Consider the following 20,481-nt stretch of genomic DNA (forward strand, 5'->3'; position numbering starts at 1 on the left):
GTTGAAGAGGAACAGTAATTTCGTTAGTAAGGCATAGAGAGCCGGCGTTTAAGGGTGCAAGCCGGACCTGCTGCGAAATGAAGCTCGCCTTGGAGCTGCGCAAGATTGCGATTCGATGCTGGCATCGATCGTGATACGCGCCGTTTGGCCTGCGATAAAGGCGACAAGTGAGCGATAGGCAAAGCATGCCTGCCGCTAACTAGGGTGGTACCACGGGAGAACAACCTCTCGTCCCTAGCGATATCCGCTAGGGGCGGGAGGTTTTATGTTTTTTTGTACGACTAAGCCTATAGCATCTATTTCTAGGAGGAAATCTACACATGAGTCAAGAGCAGCAATTTCACGGCTATAACCCGCTTGTTGTCGAGCCGAAATGGCAGCAATTCTGGGATAACAACAAAACGTTCCAAACGAAGGAAGAAGCGGGCAAACCTAAGTTTTACGCGCTCGACATGTTTCCGTACCCTTCAGGGGCAGGTCTGCATGTAGGGCATCCTGAGGGTTATACCGCAACGGATATCGTATCCCGATACAAAAGAATGAAGGGCTACAATGTGCTTCATCCTATGGGCTGGGATGCCTTTGGATTGCCTGCTGAGCAGCATGCCTTGGATACGGGACAGCATCCGCGCGACATTACGTTCAAGAACATCGATAATTTCCGCAGACAAATTAAGTCACTCGGTTTCTCTTATGATTGGGATCGAGAGATCAGCACCACAGATCCTGAATATTACAAATGGACACAATGGATTTTTATCCAGCTATACAATAGAGGGCTTGCTTACGTAGCTGAAGTATCCGTGAACTGGTGCGAGGCACTCGGCACCGTTCTGGCAAATGAAGAAGTCATTAACGGGCTGAGCGAGCGCGGCAACCATCCGGTCGTCCGCAAGCCGATGCGTCAATGGATTTTGAAAATTACCGAATATGCAGACCGCTTGCTGGATGATCTTGAGGAGCTGGACTGGTCGGAGAGCATCAAGGATATGCAGCGCAACTGGATCGGCAAATCGAAGGGCGCAGAGGTTACCTTCGAAATCGATGGTCACGATTCCTCGTTGGTCGTATTTACGACTCGTCCGGATACGCTATTCGGCGCAACTTATTGCGTACTGGCTCCCGAGCATGAGCTTGTTGCCCAAATCGTCACGGAAGAACAGAAAGCAGCCATTGTTGCCTACCAGGAAGCCGCGGCACGCAAGAGCGATTTGGAGCGTACGGACCTTGCTAAAGACAAATCGGGCGTTTTCACTGGCGCGTACGCGGTTAATCCGGTTAACGGCGCAAAAACACCAATCTGGATTGCGGATTACGTCCTTGCCGGCTACGGAACTGGCGCGATTATGGCCGTACCGGGCCATGATTCCCGTGACTGGGAGTTCGCTAAGCAGTTCGATCTTCCTATCGTAGAGGTTGTGCAAGGCGGCGATATCACGAAGGAAGCTTATTCAGGAGACGGCAAGCATGTGAATTCCGATTTCCTTGATGGCTTAACGAATGAAGAAGCCATTGCGAAGATGATCGAGCATTTGGATGCATCAGGCAAAGGCAAAGGCAAAATCACTTACCGTTTGCGCGATTGGCTGTTCAGCCGCCAGCGTTACTGGGGGGAGCCAATCCCGATCCTTCATCTGGAGGATGGCACGATGAAGACGGTGCCTGAGGATCAATTGCCGCTGCTGCTGCCGGACGTGGATGCAATTACGCCATCGGGAACAGGCGAGTCTCCGCTTGCCGTCGTTACGGATTGGGTCAATACCATTGATCCTGAGACGGGCATGAAAGCTCGTCGCGAGACGAATACGATGCCGCAATGGGCAGGAAGCTGCTGGTATTACCTCCGCTTTATCGATCCAAAGAACAATGAGCAGCTCTGTTCGCCAGAGAAGCAAAAGGAATGGTTGCCCGTTGACTTGTACATCGGCGGCGCTGAGCATGCCGTGCTGCATTTGCTGTATGCCCGTTTCTGGCACAAGGTCCTTTACGATATCGGCGTTGTTGATACGAAGGAGCCGTTCCACAAGCTTGTGAACCAAGGGATGATTCTTGGCAACAATAATGAGAAAATGTCCAAATCACGCGGCAACGTCATCAACCCGGACGATATCGTCAATGAATTCGGGGCGGATACGCTTCGGATGTATGAAATGTTCATGGGGCCGCTGGAAGCTACGAAGCCTTGGAATACGAACGGAGTGGAAGGGACATATCGTTTCCTTAGCCGCGTATGGCGGTTGTTCATCAATGAGGATGGCTCTCTGAGCGCTAAAATCGGAACAGGGGATACAAGCGACGCCTTCAAGCGCACATGGCACCGTTCCATCAAGAAAATTACCGAGGATTACGAGGGGCTGCGCTTCAACACGGTGATTAGCCAATTGATGATTTTCGTGAATGAAGCTTACAAAACGGAAGTGCTTCCGCAAGCAGCCATGGAGCAGTTCGTTCAATTGCTCTCGCCAATCGCTCCGCATATCGCGGAAGAGCTATGGGAGAAGCTGGGCCGTACGGATTCGCTTACGTATGCTGCGTTCCCGACATACGAGGAATCCTGGACAGTAGACCAGGAAGTTGAGATCGTTGTTCAAGTGAACGGCAAAATCGCGGACCGCGTGTCCATCGCAGCGGATATGGATGTCGCTGAAATGGAAAGCCTGGCAAAAGAGCTTGAGAAAGTACAAGAGCTCATTGCAGGCAAAACGATCCGCAAAGTCATTGCGGTTAAAGGCAAGCTTGTTAACATCGTAGCCAATTAAATAAAAGGCACACCGAAGAGGTGAGCGGGCATTAGCTGAAGAACAGCTATTGACCGTTCACCTTTTCTCCTATAAAAGCAGTGGAAACCTTAACGAGGTCTTCGTTGAATTTGGCGTGGGTCGTCCGGATGAGCTGGTTAAATACGCCATCCGTCTCCCGTCTAAGCAAATTCAGCGCTTTAGCCGTAATGCCGCCCGGCACAGCTACCCTTGCCTGCACATCGGCTGGGGTCAAACCGCCTTCGGTCAGCAGCAAGCCGGTTCCGAGCAGCATGGCGCTTGCTACGCGCTCAGCCTCTTCGCGCCCAATGCCGGTTTCCTCCACGGCCGCCTCAATGAACTGCTCGAGCAGGAAGGAAATGAACGCAGGGCCGCAGCTCGACAGGTCCGATACGATTCGGGTGTAGCCTTCATCTATACGAAGCGGCTCGCTGATATGGGAGAGCAAATCTTCGAGAAGCTCCTTGTCTTCTGCGTTCATTCTTTCGCCGTAGATGCAAAGGGAAGCACCGCTCCATACATAGTTAGTTATGCTTGGAATGACCTTGGCTATTTTGCAATCGAGCTCAGCCTCTAAATGGGAGACGAGCACGGGGCTGGTAATGGAGATGACGATTTGGTGTGGCCGAATAACCGACTTCAAATCATCGACCACTTTTTTGAATTCCAGCGGTTTCACGCACAAGAACAGAATATCGCAGCCGCTAGCCGCTCCGGCATTCGTATATTCGGCTCTCATGCCGGAATAACGGTCGGCTAAAGCTTGCGCTTTGGCAAAGGTGCGGTTGCTTATGGCAATTTGTGCAGGCGATAAGGCGCCCGATGCAATCAAAGCTTCAATGAGCAGGCTTCCCATTGTGCCCGTCCCGATAAATCCGACATTCATGCTGAACCCTCCTATAGGTTTGGCACGCGTAGGGCTTGAGAAGATGGAGCGATCGAAGGTCTACGTGTGCAAATCCCGAATCAACCTAATCTTATTTGTTTGCTCTCTTACCTTATTCCGTAGGACTTGTTTCATATGTCACTAATTACCAAATTATTTGTCGAGAGGAAGTGCCCTGATGAAAACAACTAGGAATGGACGTTTGAACAAACGTTTTGTGGTTGCCTGTTTTTTTGTCGCGATTGCTCTTTTCCTTATGGCAGGAGCCTTAATGGAGCCTAAACAAAAGGAGCCTGGCCAGTGGGACCCTTTAAATGAAGCGGTTGGCGATGCGATTTCAAAAAGGGAGCAGCCGATTGAACCGTCCGTATTGAAAGAGCCATCGAATGAAGCTTCTCGTACATCTCCTAGCCAAAATGCAGAGATCAACGACGATTCCCTTGCAGCTAATCATACGGCGGAGATTGCAGTCGATACCGAACAGCAGGATCTATTGGATGATGCTGCAAATGGAGGACAGATCACAGCGCCGGCGGAAACAGCGGCAGATGGCAAGCTGGACATTAATCGCGCGACGGCGAGCGAGCTCGATGAGCTGAAAGGAATTGGTCCGGCAAAAGCACAGGCCATTATTGATGACCGGAATAAAAATGGGAAATTCGCCTCGGTTGAAGATTTACAGCGGGTAAAGGGAATTGGCGAAAAACTGCTGCAAGGGATCAAAGATAGCATTGTAGCTCGTCCATAATTGTGAGAGAATGGAAAGGAGCGCGGCCTTTGGTTCCGCTTACCTAATTTATTGCTATCATAATAACTTCATTTGAAGGAGTCGAGGAAATGTCAGAACAACGCAAGCTTTCTCTTGATACGCTATCCGTCCACGGAGGCCAGCAAATCGATCCGACGACGTTGTCGCGTGCGGTACCTATCTACCAAACGACATCATACGGATTCAAAGATACAGATCATGCAGCAAATTTATTTTCTTTGCAGGAGTTCGGCAATATTTATTCCAGAATCATGAACCCAACCTCGGATGTATTTGAGAAGCGGGTTGCTGAGCTGGAAGGCGCTCCAGCAGCATTGGCGGTTGCATCCGGCCAATCCGCCATTACATATTCCATCCTTAACATTGCAGGCGCTGGCGATGAGATCGTATCCGCAACCAGCCTGTATGGCGGCACGTACAACCTGTTCTCAATTACGCTCGCCAAGCTGGGCATTACGGTACGTTTTGTTGATCCGTCGAACCCGGAAAATTTCCGCGCTGCCATCAATGAGCGTACGAAAGCGGTTTATGCCGAAACAATCGGAAATCCAAAGGGCGACGTGATCGATATCGCAGCCGTAGCTGCCATCGCTCACGAGAACGGTATTCCGTTTATCGTAGACAATACCTTCCCGAGCCCGTATTTGTGCCGGCCAATCGAGCACGGCGCTGATATCGTAGTTCACTCGGCAACAAAGTTTATCGGCGGGCATGGCACGTCAATCGGTGGTATTATTGTTGACGGAGGTAAGTTTGACTGGAAAGCAAGCGGCAAATTTCCCGGCTTGACCGAGCCTGATCCTAGCTATAACGGCGTTGTTTACACGGACGCAGTAGGTCCGGTTGCTTACATTATTAAGGCGCGCGTGCAATTGCTTCGCGATATGGGAGCGGCAATATCGCCGTTCAACTCCTTCCTTCTGCTGCAAGGGCTAGAGACGCTGCATCTACGGATGGAACGCCACAGCTCCAATGCACAAAAGGTAGCAGAATTTTTGCAAGGGCATGAATCGGTTGAGTGGGTAAGCTATCCAGGCCTGTCCAGCCATCCGTCCTATGAGCTGGCGCAAAAGTATTTGCCGAAGGGCAAAGGCGCAATTATGACTTTTGGGATTAAAGGCGGCGTGGAAGCTGGCAAGAAAGTCATCAATGCGGTTCAGCTGTTCTCGCATTTGGCGAATGTCGGCGATTCGAAGTCATTGATTATCCATCCAGCAAGCACGACACATCTTCAGCTATCTGCGGAACAGCAAGAGGGTGCGGGCGTTACTCCGGGCATGATCCGTTTGTCAATCGGTACGGAAGGCATCGACGATATCCTTGCGGATCTTGAGCAAGCCATTGCCGCTAGCCAACAAAACTAAATCGTTCATTGATTTGCAGCCAGAATAGCAGATGCAGCATGAGAAAGGAAGTTGGAGTTATGAACACCCAGACGCAGGATGCGCTCCGCAAGGATTGGGATACGTATTTTATGGATATCGCTTATATGGTGTCGACGCGCTCGCGCTGTCCGCGCAGACATGTGGGGGCAGTGCTCGTTCAAGGCAAGAAGCTGCTTGGTACAGCTTACAACGGCGCTCCGATGGGCGTGCAGGACTGTCTTGAGGCAGGCTGTATGATTGCGGAGGAAGTCGAAATGAAGCTGGTTGACGGCAAGGAGCAGCCCTTTAAGAAACAGCGCTGTATTCGGACGATTCATGCGGAGCAGAATCTACTGCTCTTCACCGATCGTACCGATCGCGAGGGCTCGACCGTTTACGTCACCGACCAGCCCTGCTGGACATGCGCAAATATGCTCGCCAATAGCGGTGTCATTGAAATCGTCTACCATCGCAGCTACCCGAAGGATAGTGACAAGGTCACAAATCTGATGAAGCAAAAGGGCATCATCTTCCGCGGCTTGGATCATTTCGAACCACCTGCTCAGGCGCATATGGATGTAACCTCTTAGTCACGCGGAATAGAATAGGGAAGTGGCATAAAGGAATAGAGGAGGAACCTCTGCCTGCGTCTTCGGATGCGGCAGAGGTTCCTTTTTTTGTTGTGCGGAGCCTGTTGGGATAACGAGAGGAGGACGATGAGATGGGGATGAATCGACGACCGTTGATCTGGTTTGCGATTTGTTGGACCTTTGGAAGCGCCGCGGCTGCGGGCCTGGACAGCCGCGGCGTTTTGCTTGCGGCGATGGCCGCTGCGCTTCTGGCGGTGGCCGCCGTGCTCTGCAAGCAGGCGACGTGGCAGCTCGCCGCAGCCTGCGCTTTGGCAGTGGCGCTTGCCGCCGGGGAGCGGATGTGGGCGGATGCGCGCAACGTTACGGCGCTGCCAGCGCTGCTTGCCGCCGCAGAGGCGGATGGTCCGCGAGCCGCTTATGCGGCGGAAGCGTTTGGCACGATCGTGTCGGCGGTAGAGATCGACGGTGATCGGGCGATGTTTCGCGTGGCGGCGGATCGCGTCCACGTCGAGGGAGAAGACGCCGCGCAGGAGTTGCGCGAGCGCTTTCTAGTGCATGTCCGGCTGAATGTGCAGCCGGAGCAGGAGATCGCCGCGGCGTGGCAGCGCGGCGACCGCGTGCGCTTGACCGGCGAGCTGGCGCGGCCGGTCACTGCCTCCAATAGCGGCGGATTCGATTACCGCCGCTACCTGAGCAGCCAGAGAATCCACTGGCTGCTTAAAGTGCAGGGCACCGCCGCCGTCGAAGCGGCGACGGGCCCCGGGTGGACCGCGGCCGCGCTGCTCGGCCGCGTAGACGCCGCGCGCGATTATCTCGGCGCGCGGTTCGATGTGCTGTATCCCGAGTCGCAATCGGGATACATGAAGGGGCTGGTCCTCGGCATTCGCGAGGACCTCGACCCCGAGCAGTTCCAGCAGTTTTCACGGCTGGGCCTGACGCATATATTGGCGATATCAGGGCTTCATGTCGCCGTATTTCTATACGTGCTTGGCGGCTCGCTGCGCCTCGCTCGAATGAGCCGCGAGCGGATACTGCTCATCCTGATCCTCTCGGTCCCTCTTTACGTCCTGCTCTCCGGAGCATCGCCCTCCGTCGTCCGTGCCGGCCTCATGTCGGTGCTTGGCCTGCTAGCCGCCCGGATGGGGAAACTCAAGGATGGTTTGCATCTGCTTGCTGCCGCTGCGGTACTGATGCTGGTTTGTGATCCGTTCTTTATCGAAAATGTCAGCTTTCAGCTTTCCTTCATTGTAACGATCGGATTAATTGTTGGCGTGCAGCCAGTGCGCCGGGCCATGCCGAGGTGGAAGAAGGGCAACGCGCTGCTTGATTTGGCGGCAGTTACGGTCGTAGCCCAAATCGTCTCGTTTCCGGTATCTATTTATTACTTCAACCAGTTTCATGCCTTGTCCGTCGTGGCGAATTTTGTGCTCGTTCCATTTATCAGCTTTATTGTGATGCCGCTCGGCGCCATTGCGCTCGTGCTTGCCATTCCTTGGGAGGCCGGAGGCAAGCTGCTTGCTCATGTATCGCATTGCGCGAATGACTGGACCTTTTGGCTCGTGGAGCGGCTCTCGCAGATCGATGCCCTTCGCACCATATGGGCAACGCCGCCATTATGGTGGGTAGGTGGTTGGCTGTTCGTGCTCGGCATCCTTTTTCGTGCAATAAGCGCGAGGACAGAGCGGAGAGAGACGGATTCTGGCGGCACAAACCCGGGAGAAACGGAAACGGCTCCGCTTGCCTCTGTTCCTGTATTTCAAATCGAGCAAGAGTCAAATAAAAAAAGGAATATCCGCCTATATTCCGCCATATTCCTGTTATTGCTTATGCTTGGCTACGCCTACAAGCCGGATATAGTGAACCGTGATGCGGTTGTCAGCTTCATTGACGTCGGACAAGGGGATGCCGTTCATATCCGCACGCCGGGCGGGAAGCACATACTAATAGATGGAGGAGGCACGTTGTCCTTTCGCAAACCTGGGGAAGAATGGAAGGAACGCAGCAGTCCCTTTGAAGTTGGCCAGAAGGTGCTGGTGCCGCTGCTGCTCAAAAGAGGCGTGAGGAGCATAGATATTCTCGTCATTTCGCATTTGGATAGCGATCATATTCGAGGGCTTAAGGCGGTTCTTGAGACGATTCCTGTGCGGAGCATTTGGTGGAACGGTACGGTGAAAGAAGCGGAGGATGCCCTGAACCTATTGAAACAAGCAAACACGCTCCATATTCCGATGTATCAGGTAAGCGCAGGGATGAGTTATCAGCTGGAACGGGAAGCAGGACTGCGCGTCCTATGGCCGGAGGATCAGCATAGGGAAAGCTCGGTAACTTGGCAAAAGGAGCAAAATGAAAGCAGCGTCGTGCTGGCTGTGCAGCTCTATCAATCTACCTTCCTTTTTACAGGCGATATCAACGCGGAAACCGAACGCTCGATCATTCGGAATGAGCGGCGTAAGCCTGCAGATGGCTTGGCTGTAAAAGAAGTATCCGTTATGAAAATTGCCCACCATGGCAGCCGGTTTTCTACAAGCAGCGAATGGCTCTCCTATTGGAAGCCTTTAGGAAGCGTAGCTTCCGTAGGCGTAACCAACAGCTACGGGCATCCGCATCCTGACGTATTGGGCAGGGTTGCACAAGCGGGAACCCAGTTGTGGCGAACCGACCTTGACGGCGAGGTGCAATTTACGGTGAAGGGCGGGCGCTTATATTCGTATAGCAGAGAGTAGCCCAATAGGGATTTTGGTTTAACTTCGCCGTTTTCTATACTATAATATAGTTTAATTTATATCCCCATGTTGAATTTAATTTTAGAATGTACAATACGACTAGCGTATCGGCTGAACACATGAAATTTGCGCTTATTCAATAGCCCGATATTAACGCGAGAGTTCTGCGCCAGGATTCTTCCAAATAGTATTCAAGCACTATCTATATACGAGGTTCTAGAAATTTGGTATCCTTTGATGTGGAGTTTATTTCGTAATGGCAGCATTGTTGAAATGAGCAAGGCCGTATAGCTTTGTTAAGCGGCAAACGAACCGTATTGACTCCCACTAGGGGAAAATGCTTCATTAGCAAATGTTACTAATAAAAATAAAGTAAATTTTCTAGTTTATCTGCAACTTTTAGCGCAACCACTTCGTCAGAATGGTTGCAAGAGAGGGGGATCCTTCGTGGTGGAGCCGGAGCTCATTAGAGCCGCTCAGTCGGGAGATCGCGACGCTTTAATTACTCTATTGCGAGAGATTGAAACGCATGTTTATCGGACAGCCTATTATATATTGAACAACGAACAGGATGCCCTTGATGCCGCGCAGGAAGCGCTCATTCGCATCTACACAAAAATAGGCTCGTACGAAGAAAAAGCGCAGTTTAAGACATGGATTCAACGTATTGTAACGAACATTTGCATTGACAAGTTTCGGAGAAATAAACCGACCGTCTCCATAGATGAGCACGACATGGTATTCCACGAGAAACAGAATGTGGAGGACGAAGTAATGTCTGCTTATGCTGTGAAAGACATTCAAGCCGCGATCGATAAGCTTCCTGAGCATCATCGTGCGGTTGTCGTCCTTCGGTATTTACAGGATTTCTCTTACAACGAAATTGCAGATTCGCTTGATTTGCCGCTCAACACGGTGAAATCTTATTTATTCAGAGCTAGGCAACAGCTGCAGACGTTACTCCATGATTATCAGAAAGGTGGTGTCCGGGGATGAATTGTCAAGAGGTGATGGAACTAATGCAAAGACAGCTAGACGACGATCTCGACGAAAGCGAGAAAGAAGTCTTGACGAATCATACTAGACAGTGTCCGGACTGTGCAGCTATGTTCGAGCGGTTACAGCTGTTATCCGCCGAGCTTACCAGTTTGCCCAAAGTTATGCCGAGCTATAGTCTGGTCGATGCGATTATGCCAGAGCTCGAGAGAATGGAGCTATACGGAAAATCCGCTGCGCCTGGTGAACCGATTGCAAGCACAGATACGTCCCATGCCGTGCCGCGCAGAGCGAAGCGCCAACGTCGCTGGCCATCGATTCGGATCATGAGCGGAGTCATTGCAGCGGGAATCGTAGCAGGGCTGTTTCTTGTCACGTACCAGCCGGGATCGCTGCCCGATATTGGCTCGTTAGCCAAATCCTCGTCCAATGATTCGAGCAGTAACGCAGCTGAAACGGCCAATCAGGCGCCAGAGGGGATGTCCTTCTCAGCGAGCGATGCGAGAGTCGGGGCTCCCAATCCCGAGGTGAGCACAGAAGGGTTCAATAAGGAAGACGTTACCCTGAACAATATGTTCGAGAGCGACGCTTCCGATGGGAAAACGGACGAAGGCACAGGCTCGATGCCATCCTCGCCAGAGCAAGGGCAATTGGAGGGCAAAAACATCGCCGGAGGCAGCGACTTTGGCGTTGCTCAAGACGGAAAAAGCCTCGTGCCGGAAGAGAATGAGCTTGGCGTCACTGCCGATCTCTTTTCCTTCCCGTCTCCCGATGGCAAATACAATGCCAAGGTTGAAGCTTTCACGATCAAGCTGTATGCTTTGAGCGACAATTCGCTGGTGTATACGACACCGCGCAAGAACGGCCAGCTTGTTAATCTCAGCTGGTCGGACGATAGTTCCGTTCTGGCCTATGAGGTTCATGTGGAGCAAGGAGCTATTGAGAAGTATGTTATTGATACGGCTAGCCTAACGGAACAGAAGGCAGCCCATTAATGAAAGGTATTCGCACACATTCATCCGCTGCTGCGTATAGTATGAGCAACGAGAGTGTCTGCGACGAAGCCTTAACGTCGTATGACCATCCGCAGGGCGGCACCATGGGCCTGCCTGCGAATGTTTATATAGATGTTCGGCAAAGGGATGAAGCCCCGTAAAGGCTCATCCCTTTGTTTCAGCTATATGGCTTATACGTTTCACACGTTAAAGCAGTCTTATATTACAGAAGAAACGGATGCCGTCCTCTGCCAGAGGACGGCGAAGCTGTTTCTTCTTGACGTATAGAAAAGCATAGGTTTTTGCTCATTCTCTCTCTGCGTTTCGCAGAAACGATGGCGTCTATAGAAAGGTCACCGTCGGGCGTTTCTTTTTACGTGTAATTATACTTACAGCTAGTGGGGTGCAGCAATGGATGCGAAGGAAGCGTTGAAGGAAATAAAGGGCGGCCGCTTTCGCCCAATCTATGTTTTGTATGGGAAGGATCGCTATCGCCTGCAGCAGTTTATTAATGCCTTGACAGACGCGATGTTTACGGCTGATGAACGGGAGCTTGGCATCGTTAAGTTTGATACGGCGGAAACCTCGATCGACGAGGCCGTTCTTGAAGCGGAGACGTCGCCTTTTTTTGTGGAACGCAAGCTTATACTGATAAGGGATGCTGTTGTTTTATGCGCGGGGGGAAAAGAAGGCGGTAAGCTGGAGCACCGTCCTGAGAAGCTGATTCAATATATGGAGTACCCTTCAGAGACCTCGATTATCGTCATTGCAGTAAATGCCGAGAAGCTGGATGAGCGGAGGAAGCTCGTGAAGACGCTGAAGGAGCGGAATTCACTTGTTCCGTTCCCAGAGCTGGATGCGTCCCAATTGAAGCAGTGGATGATCAAGCGGGCAGCGGAGCAAAACAGAACGCTGTCTTCTGATGCGGCAGATTTACTCCTCACCCGTGCCGGAGCCAATATGCAGCAGCTCTCGCAAGAGGTGGACAAGCTTTGCCTTCACGCGGGAGCGGGTGGCACCATCGACGTGGAAATAGCATCGCTAATGACCGCAGCTACGGTGGAGGAGGATGTGTTCGCGCTTGTGGATGCGATTGCAGAGCTTCGAATCGACAAGGCTATTCGCTTATATAGGGAGCTGCTCGTGCGCCGCGAGGAACCAATCAAGATCGCGGCTCTCATTGCGAGGCAGCTGAGGATCATGCTGCAAATCAAAGAGCTGGAGCAGCACCAGTACTCGCCCCAGCAGATGGCGGGCCAATTAGGCTTGCATCCATACGCGGTCAAGCTTGCTTCAGAGAAAAGCCGCAAGTTCCAAGTCCCGAAGCTAGGGAGATTGCTGGCTTCGCTGGCAGAGCTTGATTATCAGATGAAGACCGGAGCGATCGACAAGACGCTCGGCTTGGAATTGTATTTGCTTTCACTTGGCATGGAGAAGGGCGCTTAGCTCGATCTCCATCGCCTTTTATATTTCTTGGAATGCAACCGCGCGTCGCCTATGAACGGCGACAGCTGTTTCATCTTGTTTACACACAAAAAAAGCTTCGCTGCCCGATTAGGGGCGGCGAAGCTTTTTTTGTAAGCTAAACGGTTGCAGCCATCTAAAGACGACGATAACCGTTTAAGCTTGTACGCTGCTTAGGCTTGAGCCGAAAGGGCATTCAAACGTTTTGCAAGACGTGATTTTTTGCGGGAAGCCGCATTTTTATGAATCAGGCCTTTAGTTGCTGCTTTGTCCAACTTTTTCGTTGCAGCGATAAGAGCTGCTTTAGCAGCATCAAGATCAGTGCCAGCGATAGCTTGGTCAGCAGATTTAACGGCCGAACGAAGTGCGGATTTTTGGGAAGCATTCAAAGCACGACGCTTTTCACTTGTTTTAACGCGTTTAATCGCGGATTTAATGTTTGGCATGGAATTCACCTCCTAAACTATTTACAACGGTTTATATACATAATAAACCTAGACAACACAACTTAAAATATATTATCATGCCAATCCCCAAAAAGCAATAGCAGGAAGCTCCTTGTTCAAATACAAGGCGAACCCAGCCGTGTTTGGCACGGGGTATGAAAATAAGTCGTTTGCAAACAATAACGGTAGTACAGGCTTGAAGGGAGAATGAGCAGTGGAGAAGGAACTTGATTTGCAGCAATACAATGTCCGTACCGATTTGGCGCTCGAAGCGAAGGAAATGGCGGAATCTCCTCGCGGAGGCCCGATTCCAGGCATTCAATCGGAGATAACCGAAGACGATGGCATTACGATCACGCAGCTGCACGTACAGAACGAGCAGGGCTCTCAAGCGATTGGAAAAATGCAGGGGCATTACGTAACGATCGAAGTGCCGGGGCTGCGTAACGGGGATACGGGACTGCAGGATCGTGTTGCGACGCAGTTCGCGAAGCATTTTGAAGCCTTCCTCGAACGGCTCTCCATTAATAAAGCGGCAAGGGTGCTTATCGTTGGACTTGGCAACTGGAACGTAACCCCGGATGCTCTTGGTCCAATCGTGGTTGAAAATGTTATGGTAACGCGTCACTACTTTGAGCTAATGCCCGATCAGGTTGCACCTGGCTACCGGCAGGTAAGCGCAGTCGCGCCAGGGGTTCTTGGGATAACCGGCATTGAATCCAGCGAAATTGTTCAAGGCATTGTCGAGAAAACAAAGCCGGAGCTGGTCATTGCCATTGACGCGTTAGCCTCCAAAGCGCTGGAGCGGGTTAATACGACGATTCAAATCGCCGATACGGGCATCCATCCAGGCTCGGGCATCGGCAATAAGCGCAAAGGACTGACCAAGGAAATCTTAGGGGTTCCTGTTATTGCCATCGGCGTCCCTACCGTCGTCTACGCCTCGACCATTGTGAACAACACACTGGAGATGATGAGCAATCATTTTAAGCAGCAAAGCGCGAACTCGGATCAGATATTAGGCTTGGTCAACCAAATGGAGGAAAATGAACGCCTTCAGCTTGTCAAGGAAGTGCTCAGTCCGATTGGGCATGACTTGCTCGTCACGCCTAAGGAAATTGACGAGTTCATTGAGGATATTGCCAATATTATTGCGAGCGGCCTTAACGCTTCGCTGCACGATGCTGTGGATTCAAGCAATGTGGCGGCATATACACACTGAGTGTTTACTTTAAAAATGGATGCTTCAGCCGCTTCGATGAGAAGCGGCTTTGCTGCGTCTACAGGCTAACATGGCTAAGTACATTCTCGTAACTCTGAAAGTGGATACTAAACCTATCAATTGCTGCCCATTGGCCATTCTATGGTTCTATGAACTCTATTACTATCATAGTTTAGTAGTAACTAAAAGCCACTGGCGCAAAGAAGCGGGAGGTTGTACAGCTTATGAAACGAAGAGTCATGCTGCTGGATATCGGAAGAGAAAGCAAACGGATGAGGAAATTTCTGGTGACGGGGCGAACATTCGCGCTGCTCTCTTTTTGCTCCATGATATTTTTTGTATTGCTGGGCGTGGCGGGCATGGCGCATCAGCAGACAACAGCTTCTCCGGTGAACTCCATGAAAGGATTCGCTGCCGCAGTATCCAGCGGGTTTTTTGGGGATATGCTAGAGATGGAGATGCCTGCGTTTCAGAGCAGCCAGACAGAGGAGCCTTTTACAGCCAAACAAATCAGTTCACTTCTGATGCGCGCGCTGACCGATATTAATCCAGGCGATCCTAAGAGCTTGCTTGCCGGAGAACTGCCAGGCATGAGCGTAAATGATGCCTTTCTCATTCGCAAGGGAGTTGGCACGGATACGGCTGTAGGACCTGAGGATAACGCGCCGATTACATATGATCCGATAGGCGGCCTGCACGAGGGGGCAGGCACCGATATTTCCAATGATCATGGGAATGAACCGGAACAGTCACCGGCAGCTACCGATGAACCGGACGACACTGGCAGTACAGGAGGCGAGGAAGGCGGCAAAGGGGAGCCCTTGAAACCGACGACAGGAGGCTCGAAGGCTGTCTTTATCTATCACTCACATAATCGCGAGTCCTGGTATCCTGAGCTTGCGGATCAATCGAAGGATCCAAATTCAAAAACGAAAAACATCACACTTGTAGGTAAGCGCCTTGCCCAGAAGCTAGAAGAGAACGGGGTAGGAGCGCAGCATTCCAATACGGATTATCCGACGGCAATCCCTAAATACAGGTGGGAATTATCTTATAAATACTCCATGAAAACGGTGAAGGAAGCGATCGCCAGCAGCAAGGATTTAAAATTTTTCTTTGATCTTCATCGCGATTCGCAAAAACGGAAGTACACGACGATCGATATTGACGGCAAAAGCTATGCCCAGGTTTATTTCATCATTGGCCATAAGAACCCAAATTGGGAGAAAAATGAAGCCTTTGCCACAAAGATCCATGAAGCGCTTGAAAAAAAATATCCAGGCATTTCGCGCGGCATCTGGGGGAAGACAGCTGCATCGGGAAATGCGGAATATAATCAGTCGCTTGCCTCGGACAGCGTGCTAATCGAGGTAGGCGGCGTAGACAATACGCTCGAGGAATCCTACCGGACTGCCGATGCCTTGGCTGAAGTTATTTCAAGCATTTACTGGGCAGACGAAAAGGTGTCAGCTGACAAAGGCAAAGCGAGCTGAGAGAACATCGTATTCTGGAGACAGAAAGGAACGAACGACATATGAAACGAAACGCGTTAAAGTGGACGGTTCTAGGCGGAGCGATGGCTATAATCATCATGTACGGCATTGATATGTCTACCTCCGGCATCGAACGGATTTATGGTCCCATGGACGGCAGCGGCGAATATGCGGAAAATATTTTGCCGGAGGAAACCACGAACCCGGCGATGGAGCAAATGAGCGAGCAGCAGCAGAAAATAGCTAAGCTTGAGGAGGAGCTTGCGGAGCTTAAAAGACTTACGCTCGCTGGCGAGGAGGCTTATCCTTTAGATTCGGATAATGAGGTGCCTCTCGTCAATGACCGGCTGCCGGGCGTTCCGGTCGAAAACAAGCAGCCGGCCGTGAACAAGATTGCGGATTCAACGTCAGGCCTGCTCCAAAATATGTCAAGCGAGGGCATCCGGATGGTGGTTTCAATCTTTGACGGATTAACGAAGTGATAATGAACATTGCTGGTCTTCCCCTTAACTGATATAATAGGAGGAATGAATAGCATTATTGGAAATTGTGGGGGTTAGGCATGACTGACGTACGTGACCGACAAAAGAGAATTAGGAATTTTTCCATTATCGCGCATATAGACCACGGTAAATCTACGCTGGCTGACCGGATACTGGAGTATACCGGCGCTTTGACCTCTCGCGAGATGCAAGAGCAAGTTCTTGACCAAATGGATTTGGAGCGTGAACGCGGCATTACCATTAAGCTGCAAGCGGTTCGATTAGCGTATACGGCAGATGACGGGATTGAATATATCCTTAACCTGATCGATACGCCAGGGCACGTCGACTTTACATACGAGGTATCACGCAGTCTGGCGGCTTGTGAAGGCGCTTTGCTCGTCGTTGATGCCGCGCAAGGGATAGAAGCCCAGACGCTTGCCAATGTGTATTTGGCACTGGATAACAACCTTGAAATCGTACCTGTCATCAATAAAATCGATTTGCCAAGCGCTGAGCCTGAACGGGTGAAGCAGGAAATCGAGGATGTGATCGGACTTGATGCCTCCGATGCGGTGCTTGCTTCCGCAAAAGCGGGAATCGGCATCAAAGAAATATTGGAGCAAGTGGTTTCCAAGATGCCTTCTCCTGAAGGCGATCCCGATCAGCCGCTTAAGGCGCTTATTTTTGACTCGCATTACGATCCTTACAAAGGCGTTATCGTGTATGTTCGGGTTATGGACGGAAGCATCAAGGCCGGTTCGAAAATTCGTTTTATGGCAACGGGAGCCGAATTTGAGGTCATTGAGGTAGGGGCCTTCATGCCGCGCATGTCGATCGTGAAGGAGCTTGCGGTTGGCGATGTTGGTTTCGTCGTTGCGGGCATTAAGAACGTAAAGGATACGCGTGTCGGCGATACAGTCACAGAGGCGAAGCGCCCTGCGCCAGAGCGCTTGCCAGGTTACCGGCAGATCAATCCGATGGTATTCTGCGGGCTATACCCGATCGAGACACAAGACTACAACGATTTGCGGGATGCGCTTGAGAAGCTGGAGCTCAACGATGCTTCGCTTCGATACGAGCCGGAATCATCAACAGCACTGGGCTTTGGCTACCGCTGCGGCTTCCTAGGCCTGCTGCACATGGAAATCATTCAGGAGCGGATCGAACGGGAGTTCAACATACCGCTCATTACAACCGCACCAAGCGTAATCTACAAAATCACGCTGACTAACGGGGAGACGATGGAGATTGACAATCCATCCAACTATCCGGAAGCCGGGAAGCTTGATTTTGTAGAGGAGCCGTTTGTTAAAGCGGCAATTATTGTACCAAATGATTATGTAGGCGCGATAATGGAGCTTTGTCAGAACAAACGCGGCGAATTCGTCAATATGGAATACTTGGATACGAATCGCGTTACGCTTACTTATCACATTCCGCTTTCTGAAATCGTGTATGATTTCTTCGACCAGTTGAAATCAAGCACAAAAGGGTATGCTTCGTTTGACTACGAGATTAGCGGCTACCGCAAATCCAACTTGGTCAAAATGGACATTATGCTGAACAATGAACAAGTCGATGCATTGTCTGTCATCGTTCACCGCGACCGCGCGTACCAGCGCGGCAAGGTCATTTGCGAGAAGCTGAAAGAGCTGATTCCTCGTCAAATGTTCGAGGTGCCGATTCAGGCGTCGATTGGCAACAAAGTTATCTCGCGTGAGACTGTTAAAGCGATGCGCAAGAACGTTCTTGCCAAATGCTACGGCGGCGATATCAGCCGGAAGCGGAAGCTGCTTGAGAAGCAGAAAGAAGGCAAGAAACGGATGAAGCAAGTAGGAAGTGTGGAGGTGCCGCAGGAAGCGTTCATGGCGGTGCTCAAAATCGGCGAGGATTAAGACGTACGAGGATGAGGGAGGGCGCTGCTCTCCCTCTTTGCTATTCCCTTTTCTTTTGGATATCGACTTATATTTCAATGCGGAACGAAAGCTGCAGCATGAATGCGCGGCTCTTGCGTTTGCGCTTGAAGGAGAATGCTAAACGATGACGATAACGCAATCACCGCGTGCTTTATATATACACATCCCTTTCTGCACGAATAAATGCCACTATTGCGATTTCACCTCCTATGTATTGAAAGGCCAGCCGGTCGATCAATACTTGGATGCCTTGGAGCAGGAGATGGCGCGCACGGTTGAACAATGGCCGCCCGTGGAGATTGATACTGTATTTGTTGGCGGGGGCACCCCAACGGTGCTTACACCCGTTCAAATGGAGAGATTCCTGAAATCGGTCCAAACCTATTTTCCGTTGGCTCCACATGTGGAGTTTACGATGGAAGCAAATCCGGGTACAACGGATATCGATAAGCTGTCTGCGATGAAGGCCGGCGGCGTGAATCGAATCAGCTTCGGGGTGCAGTCCTTTGATAATGGCCTCCTTGAGAGGATAGGCAGAATACACAGCGTGGATGATGTTTACCGCAGCATCGAAAATGCGCGCGCGGTTGGTTTTACAAACCTGTCGATTGACCTGATGTTTGGCTTGCCGGGCCAGACGGTTGAGCTGCTCGCCGACAGCGTAAACCGCGCTATGGAGCTCGGGCTGCCCCATTATTCGATTTACAGTTTAAAGGTAGAAGAAAATACATTGTTCCATAAGCTGTATGAACGCAATGAGCTGCCGTTGCCTCCGGAGGAAGAGGAGTTTAATATGTTCATCCTGCTGATGGATATGTTAAAGGGCAGCGGCTATGCCCATTATGAAATTAGCAATTTTGCAAAACCGGGCTATGAGAGCCGGCATAACTCCACCTATTGGCGGAATGAGCCCTATTATGGCCTTGGAGCGGGGGCCCATGGCTATTTGAACCGCATGCGCCATGTCAACTTAAAAGGGATTACACCATATATTGATGCATCTGCCCAGAAGCTCCCTCGTTTGGAGACGCTTGAGGTGCCTGAGGATGAGGCGATGGAGGATTTGATGATGGTCGGCCTGCGGCTTCTCGAAGGCGTGCCTGCATCCCGTTTCTCCAAGCAGTTTCCGGGCCATACACTGGAGGGGAAGTTCGGTGCTGTCATCAATAAGCTGCTGAACGATGGCTTGCTGGAAGCTGAACAAACCGCGGATGATACGATCTACCGGTTGACGGATAAAGGCGTGCTTTTGGGGAATGAAGTTTTCGGTGCTTTTATCGGCTATACCGGCTAAAATCCTCTTGAGAAAAAATGCGTTGTGTTGTATATTTATTCATATTGATTTTGAACTTGCACCGGGTGGAGGCGAAGGCACAAATGCAGGCAGTACAGGTCGTATGCAGAAAAGCGACGTCAGAGGATATTGAAACGTTGTTCCAATTAATAAAAGGTTATGCCGAGAAAGGCATTATGCTGCCTCGCACTCGGGAAGCGCTCGAATATATGATAGATACATTCGTCGTCGCGCAAATAGGGGAAGAGGTAGTCGGCTGCGGCTCCCTGACGAGATTAGGCCAAGATTTGGTGGAAATTCGATCGCTAGGCATGTCGGAGGGCTACAAAGGCGTTGGTATCGGAAGCAAGCTGGTAGACGCATTGATCGAAGCGGCCAGAGAGCAGCAAATACCGAAAATCATGGCTTTAACTTATGCGGTATCCTTTTTTGAGAAAAATGGCTTTAAGGTCGTAGACAAAGAAATTTTTCCTGAGAAGGTGTGGAAGGATTGCGTCAATTGTCCCAAGCAGCTTGCCTGTGATGAGATTGCCGTTCTCAAGATGCTGAATTAGAATTTGCAATCGTTATATTCCTAAGAAAATAGAAGCCACTCTCCCTTAGTCTCATTATGAAGCTAACCGGATAGTGGTTTTTTACCGGGTGACGGGCATTTGCTCAATTTATCGGCTGCTTTGATAGTATTACGGCTCGATTTGGTATATAGTCTAGGTAGATGTTTATTGTCACATAGAGGAGAAATAAAAAATGACCGAGAAAAAAGATCAATTGGTTGCTGTAGAAGACAAGCTCAAGCATGTAACGACAGTGCTTCTCAAGAAATGGGCAGGCTTTAGCGGTTTTTATGGCTATAAAGCCATGGAGTTCAAAGAAGTATTTGCATTGTTAAACACAAACGGCTGGAAAGTGAATATAGATGATTCTGTCTCACCTTACCGTGTAGTCGAGCTGTATCAAGGCGATAAACGGGTAAGAAAAGAAAAATTTGCAGTCGATGAAGCAGGCAGAGTCCACAAAGTCTAAGGCTTGCATGATCCGTTTGCATAATAGGCGCACGAAAATTGCCGAACCGACTTGAC

18 protein-coding genes and 1 other annotated feature (1 of these 19 only partly in view) are annotated in these 20,481 nt (G+C 50.7%); of the genes, 16 read left to right on the plus strand and 2 right to left on the minus strand.

The features are described from left to right. Window positions 1–239, plus strand: a binding site (T-box leader); it begins 8 nt to the left of the window's first position. Window positions 240–320: 81 nt separating this feature from the next. After that, window positions 321–2,759: a leucine--tRNA ligase gene (leuS, locus tag FJQ58_RS13750; RefSeq protein WP_139994288.1), complete on the plus strand. Its 2,439-nt coding sequence runs from the start codon at window positions 321–323 to the stop codon at window positions 2,757–2,759. 46 nt (window positions 2,760–2,805) lie between these two features. Here leuS and comER read toward each other — a convergent pair whose 3' ends face one another. Beyond that, window positions 2,806–3,645: a late competence protein ComER gene (gene comER / locus FJQ58_RS13755; protein WP_139994290.1), complete on the minus strand. Its 840-nt coding sequence runs from the start codon at window positions 3,643–3,645 to the stop codon at window positions 2,806–2,808. A gap of 178 nt (window positions 3,646–3,823) precedes the next feature. Here comER and FJQ58_RS13760 point away from each other — a divergent pair, with 178 nt between their 5' ends. From FJQ58_RS13760 to holA, 8 genes are all read left to right on the plus strand, one after another. Then, window positions 3,824–4,393 carry a ComEA family DNA-binding protein gene (locus FJQ58_RS13760; RefSeq protein ID WP_139994292.1) on the plus strand — a complete coding sequence of 190 codons (570 nt, stop codon included), beginning with the start codon at window positions 3,824–3,826 and terminating at the stop codon, window positions 4,391–4,393. Between the two features lie 89 nt (window positions 4,394–4,482). Next, on the plus strand, window positions 4,483–5,778 hold the full coding sequence (locus FJQ58_RS13765) for a homocysteine synthase (protein ID WP_139994294.1): 1,296 nt from the start codon (window positions 4,483–4,485) through the stop codon (window positions 5,776–5,778). A gap of 59 nt (window positions 5,779–5,837) precedes the next feature. Next, window positions 5,838–6,368 carry a deoxycytidylate deaminase gene (locus tag FJQ58_RS13770; RefSeq protein ID WP_139994296.1) on the plus strand — a complete coding sequence of 177 codons (531 nt, stop codon included), beginning with the start codon at window positions 5,838–5,840 and terminating at the stop codon, window positions 6,366–6,368. Window positions 6,369–6,499: 131 nt separating this feature from the next. Beyond that, the gene (locus FJQ58_RS13775; RefSeq protein ID WP_139994298.1) at window positions 6,500–9,091 is read left to right on the plus strand and encodes a DNA internalization-related competence protein ComEC/Rec2; all 2,592 of its coding nucleotides are present in this window, start codon (window positions 6,500–6,502) and stop codon (window positions 9,089–9,091) included. A gap of 447 nt (window positions 9,092–9,538) precedes the next feature. Further along, window positions 9,539–10,087 carry an RNA polymerase sigma factor gene (locus FJQ58_RS13780; RefSeq protein WP_053376850.1) on the plus strand — a complete coding sequence of 183 codons (549 nt, stop codon included), beginning with the start codon at window positions 9,539–9,541 and terminating at the stop codon, window positions 10,085–10,087. Window positions 10,088–10,101: 14 nt separating this feature from the next. Next, the gene (locus FJQ58_RS13785) at window positions 10,102–11,082 is read left to right on the plus strand and encodes an anti-sigma factor (RefSeq protein WP_274382329.1); all 981 of its coding nucleotides are present in this window, start codon (window positions 10,102–10,104) and stop codon (window positions 11,080–11,082) included. Beyond that, window positions 11,082–11,243, plus strand: coding sequence for a hypothetical protein (locus FJQ58_RS32340; protein ID WP_161601655.1), 162 nt, complete (start codon window positions 11,082–11,084; stop codon window positions 11,241–11,243). The genes FJQ58_RS13785 and FJQ58_RS32340 overlap by 1 nt, the downstream gene beginning before the upstream one ends. A 250-nt stretch (window positions 11,244–11,493) precedes the next feature. Beyond that, window positions 11,494–12,528 (plus strand): DNA polymerase III subunit delta, encoded by a 1,035-nt coding sequence (gene holA, locus FJQ58_RS13790; protein WP_139994302.1) that lies wholly within the window; start codon window positions 11,494–11,496, stop codon window positions 12,526–12,528. Window positions 12,529–12,719: 191 nt separating this feature from the next. Here holA and rpsT read toward each other — a convergent pair whose 3' ends face one another. Further along, entirely contained in the window at window positions 12,720–12,992 is a 273-nt protein-coding gene (rpsT, locus tag FJQ58_RS13795) for a 30S ribosomal protein S20 (protein WP_139994303.1), read from the minus strand. A 280-nt stretch (window positions 12,993–13,272) separates the two neighbouring features. Between rpsT and gpr the strand changes: the two genes are divergently transcribed. The 7 genes from gpr to FJQ58_RS13830 all read left to right on the plus strand — a co-directional run bounded on the left by gpr (window position 13,273) and on the right by FJQ58_RS13830 (window position 20,425). Continuing rightward, window positions 13,273–14,214: a GPR endopeptidase gene (gene gpr, locus FJQ58_RS13800; RefSeq protein ID WP_238404062.1), complete on the plus strand. Its 942-nt coding sequence runs from the start codon at window positions 13,273–13,275 to the stop codon at window positions 14,212–14,214. A 224-nt stretch (window positions 14,215–14,438) separates the two neighbouring features. Then, window positions 14,439–15,707: a stage II sporulation protein P gene (spoIIP, locus tag FJQ58_RS13805; RefSeq protein ID WP_139994307.1), complete on the plus strand. Its 1,269-nt coding sequence runs from the start codon at window positions 14,439–14,441 to the stop codon at window positions 15,705–15,707. A gap of 41 nt (window positions 15,708–15,748) precedes the next feature. Continuing rightward, window positions 15,749–16,189, plus strand: coding sequence for a SlyX family protein (locus tag FJQ58_RS13810; RefSeq protein ID WP_139994309.1), 441 nt, complete (start codon window positions 15,749–15,751; stop codon window positions 16,187–16,189). 80 nt (window positions 16,190–16,269) lie between these two features. After that, window positions 16,270–18,087, plus strand: coding sequence for a translation elongation factor 4 (lepA, locus tag FJQ58_RS13815; RefSeq protein WP_139994311.1), 1,818 nt, complete (start codon window positions 16,270–16,272; stop codon window positions 18,085–18,087). 145 nt (window positions 18,088–18,232) lie between these two features. After that, window positions 18,233–19,402, plus strand: a complete 1,170-nt coding sequence (gene hemW, locus FJQ58_RS13820; protein ID WP_139994313.1) for a radical SAM family heme chaperone HemW — start codon at window positions 18,233–18,235, stop codon at window positions 19,400–19,402. A gap of 83 nt (window positions 19,403–19,485) precedes the next feature. Continuing rightward, the gene (locus FJQ58_RS13825) at window positions 19,486–19,956 is read left to right on the plus strand and encodes an N-acetyltransferase (RefSeq protein ID WP_139994315.1); all 471 of its coding nucleotides are present in this window, start codon (window positions 19,486–19,488) and stop codon (window positions 19,954–19,956) included. 193 nt (window positions 19,957–20,149) lie between these two features. Then, complete coding sequence (locus tag FJQ58_RS13830; protein WP_139994317.1) at window positions 20,150–20,425, plus strand: hypothetical protein; 276 nt, start codon at window positions 20,150–20,152, stop codon at window positions 20,423–20,425. Window positions 20,426–20,481: the final 56 nt, after the last annotated feature.

This window comes from Paenibacillus paridis, assembly GCF_006345825.1.
Lineage (GTDB): Bacteria > Bacillota > Bacilli > Paenibacillales > Paenibacillaceae > Pristimantibacillus > Pristimantibacillus paridis.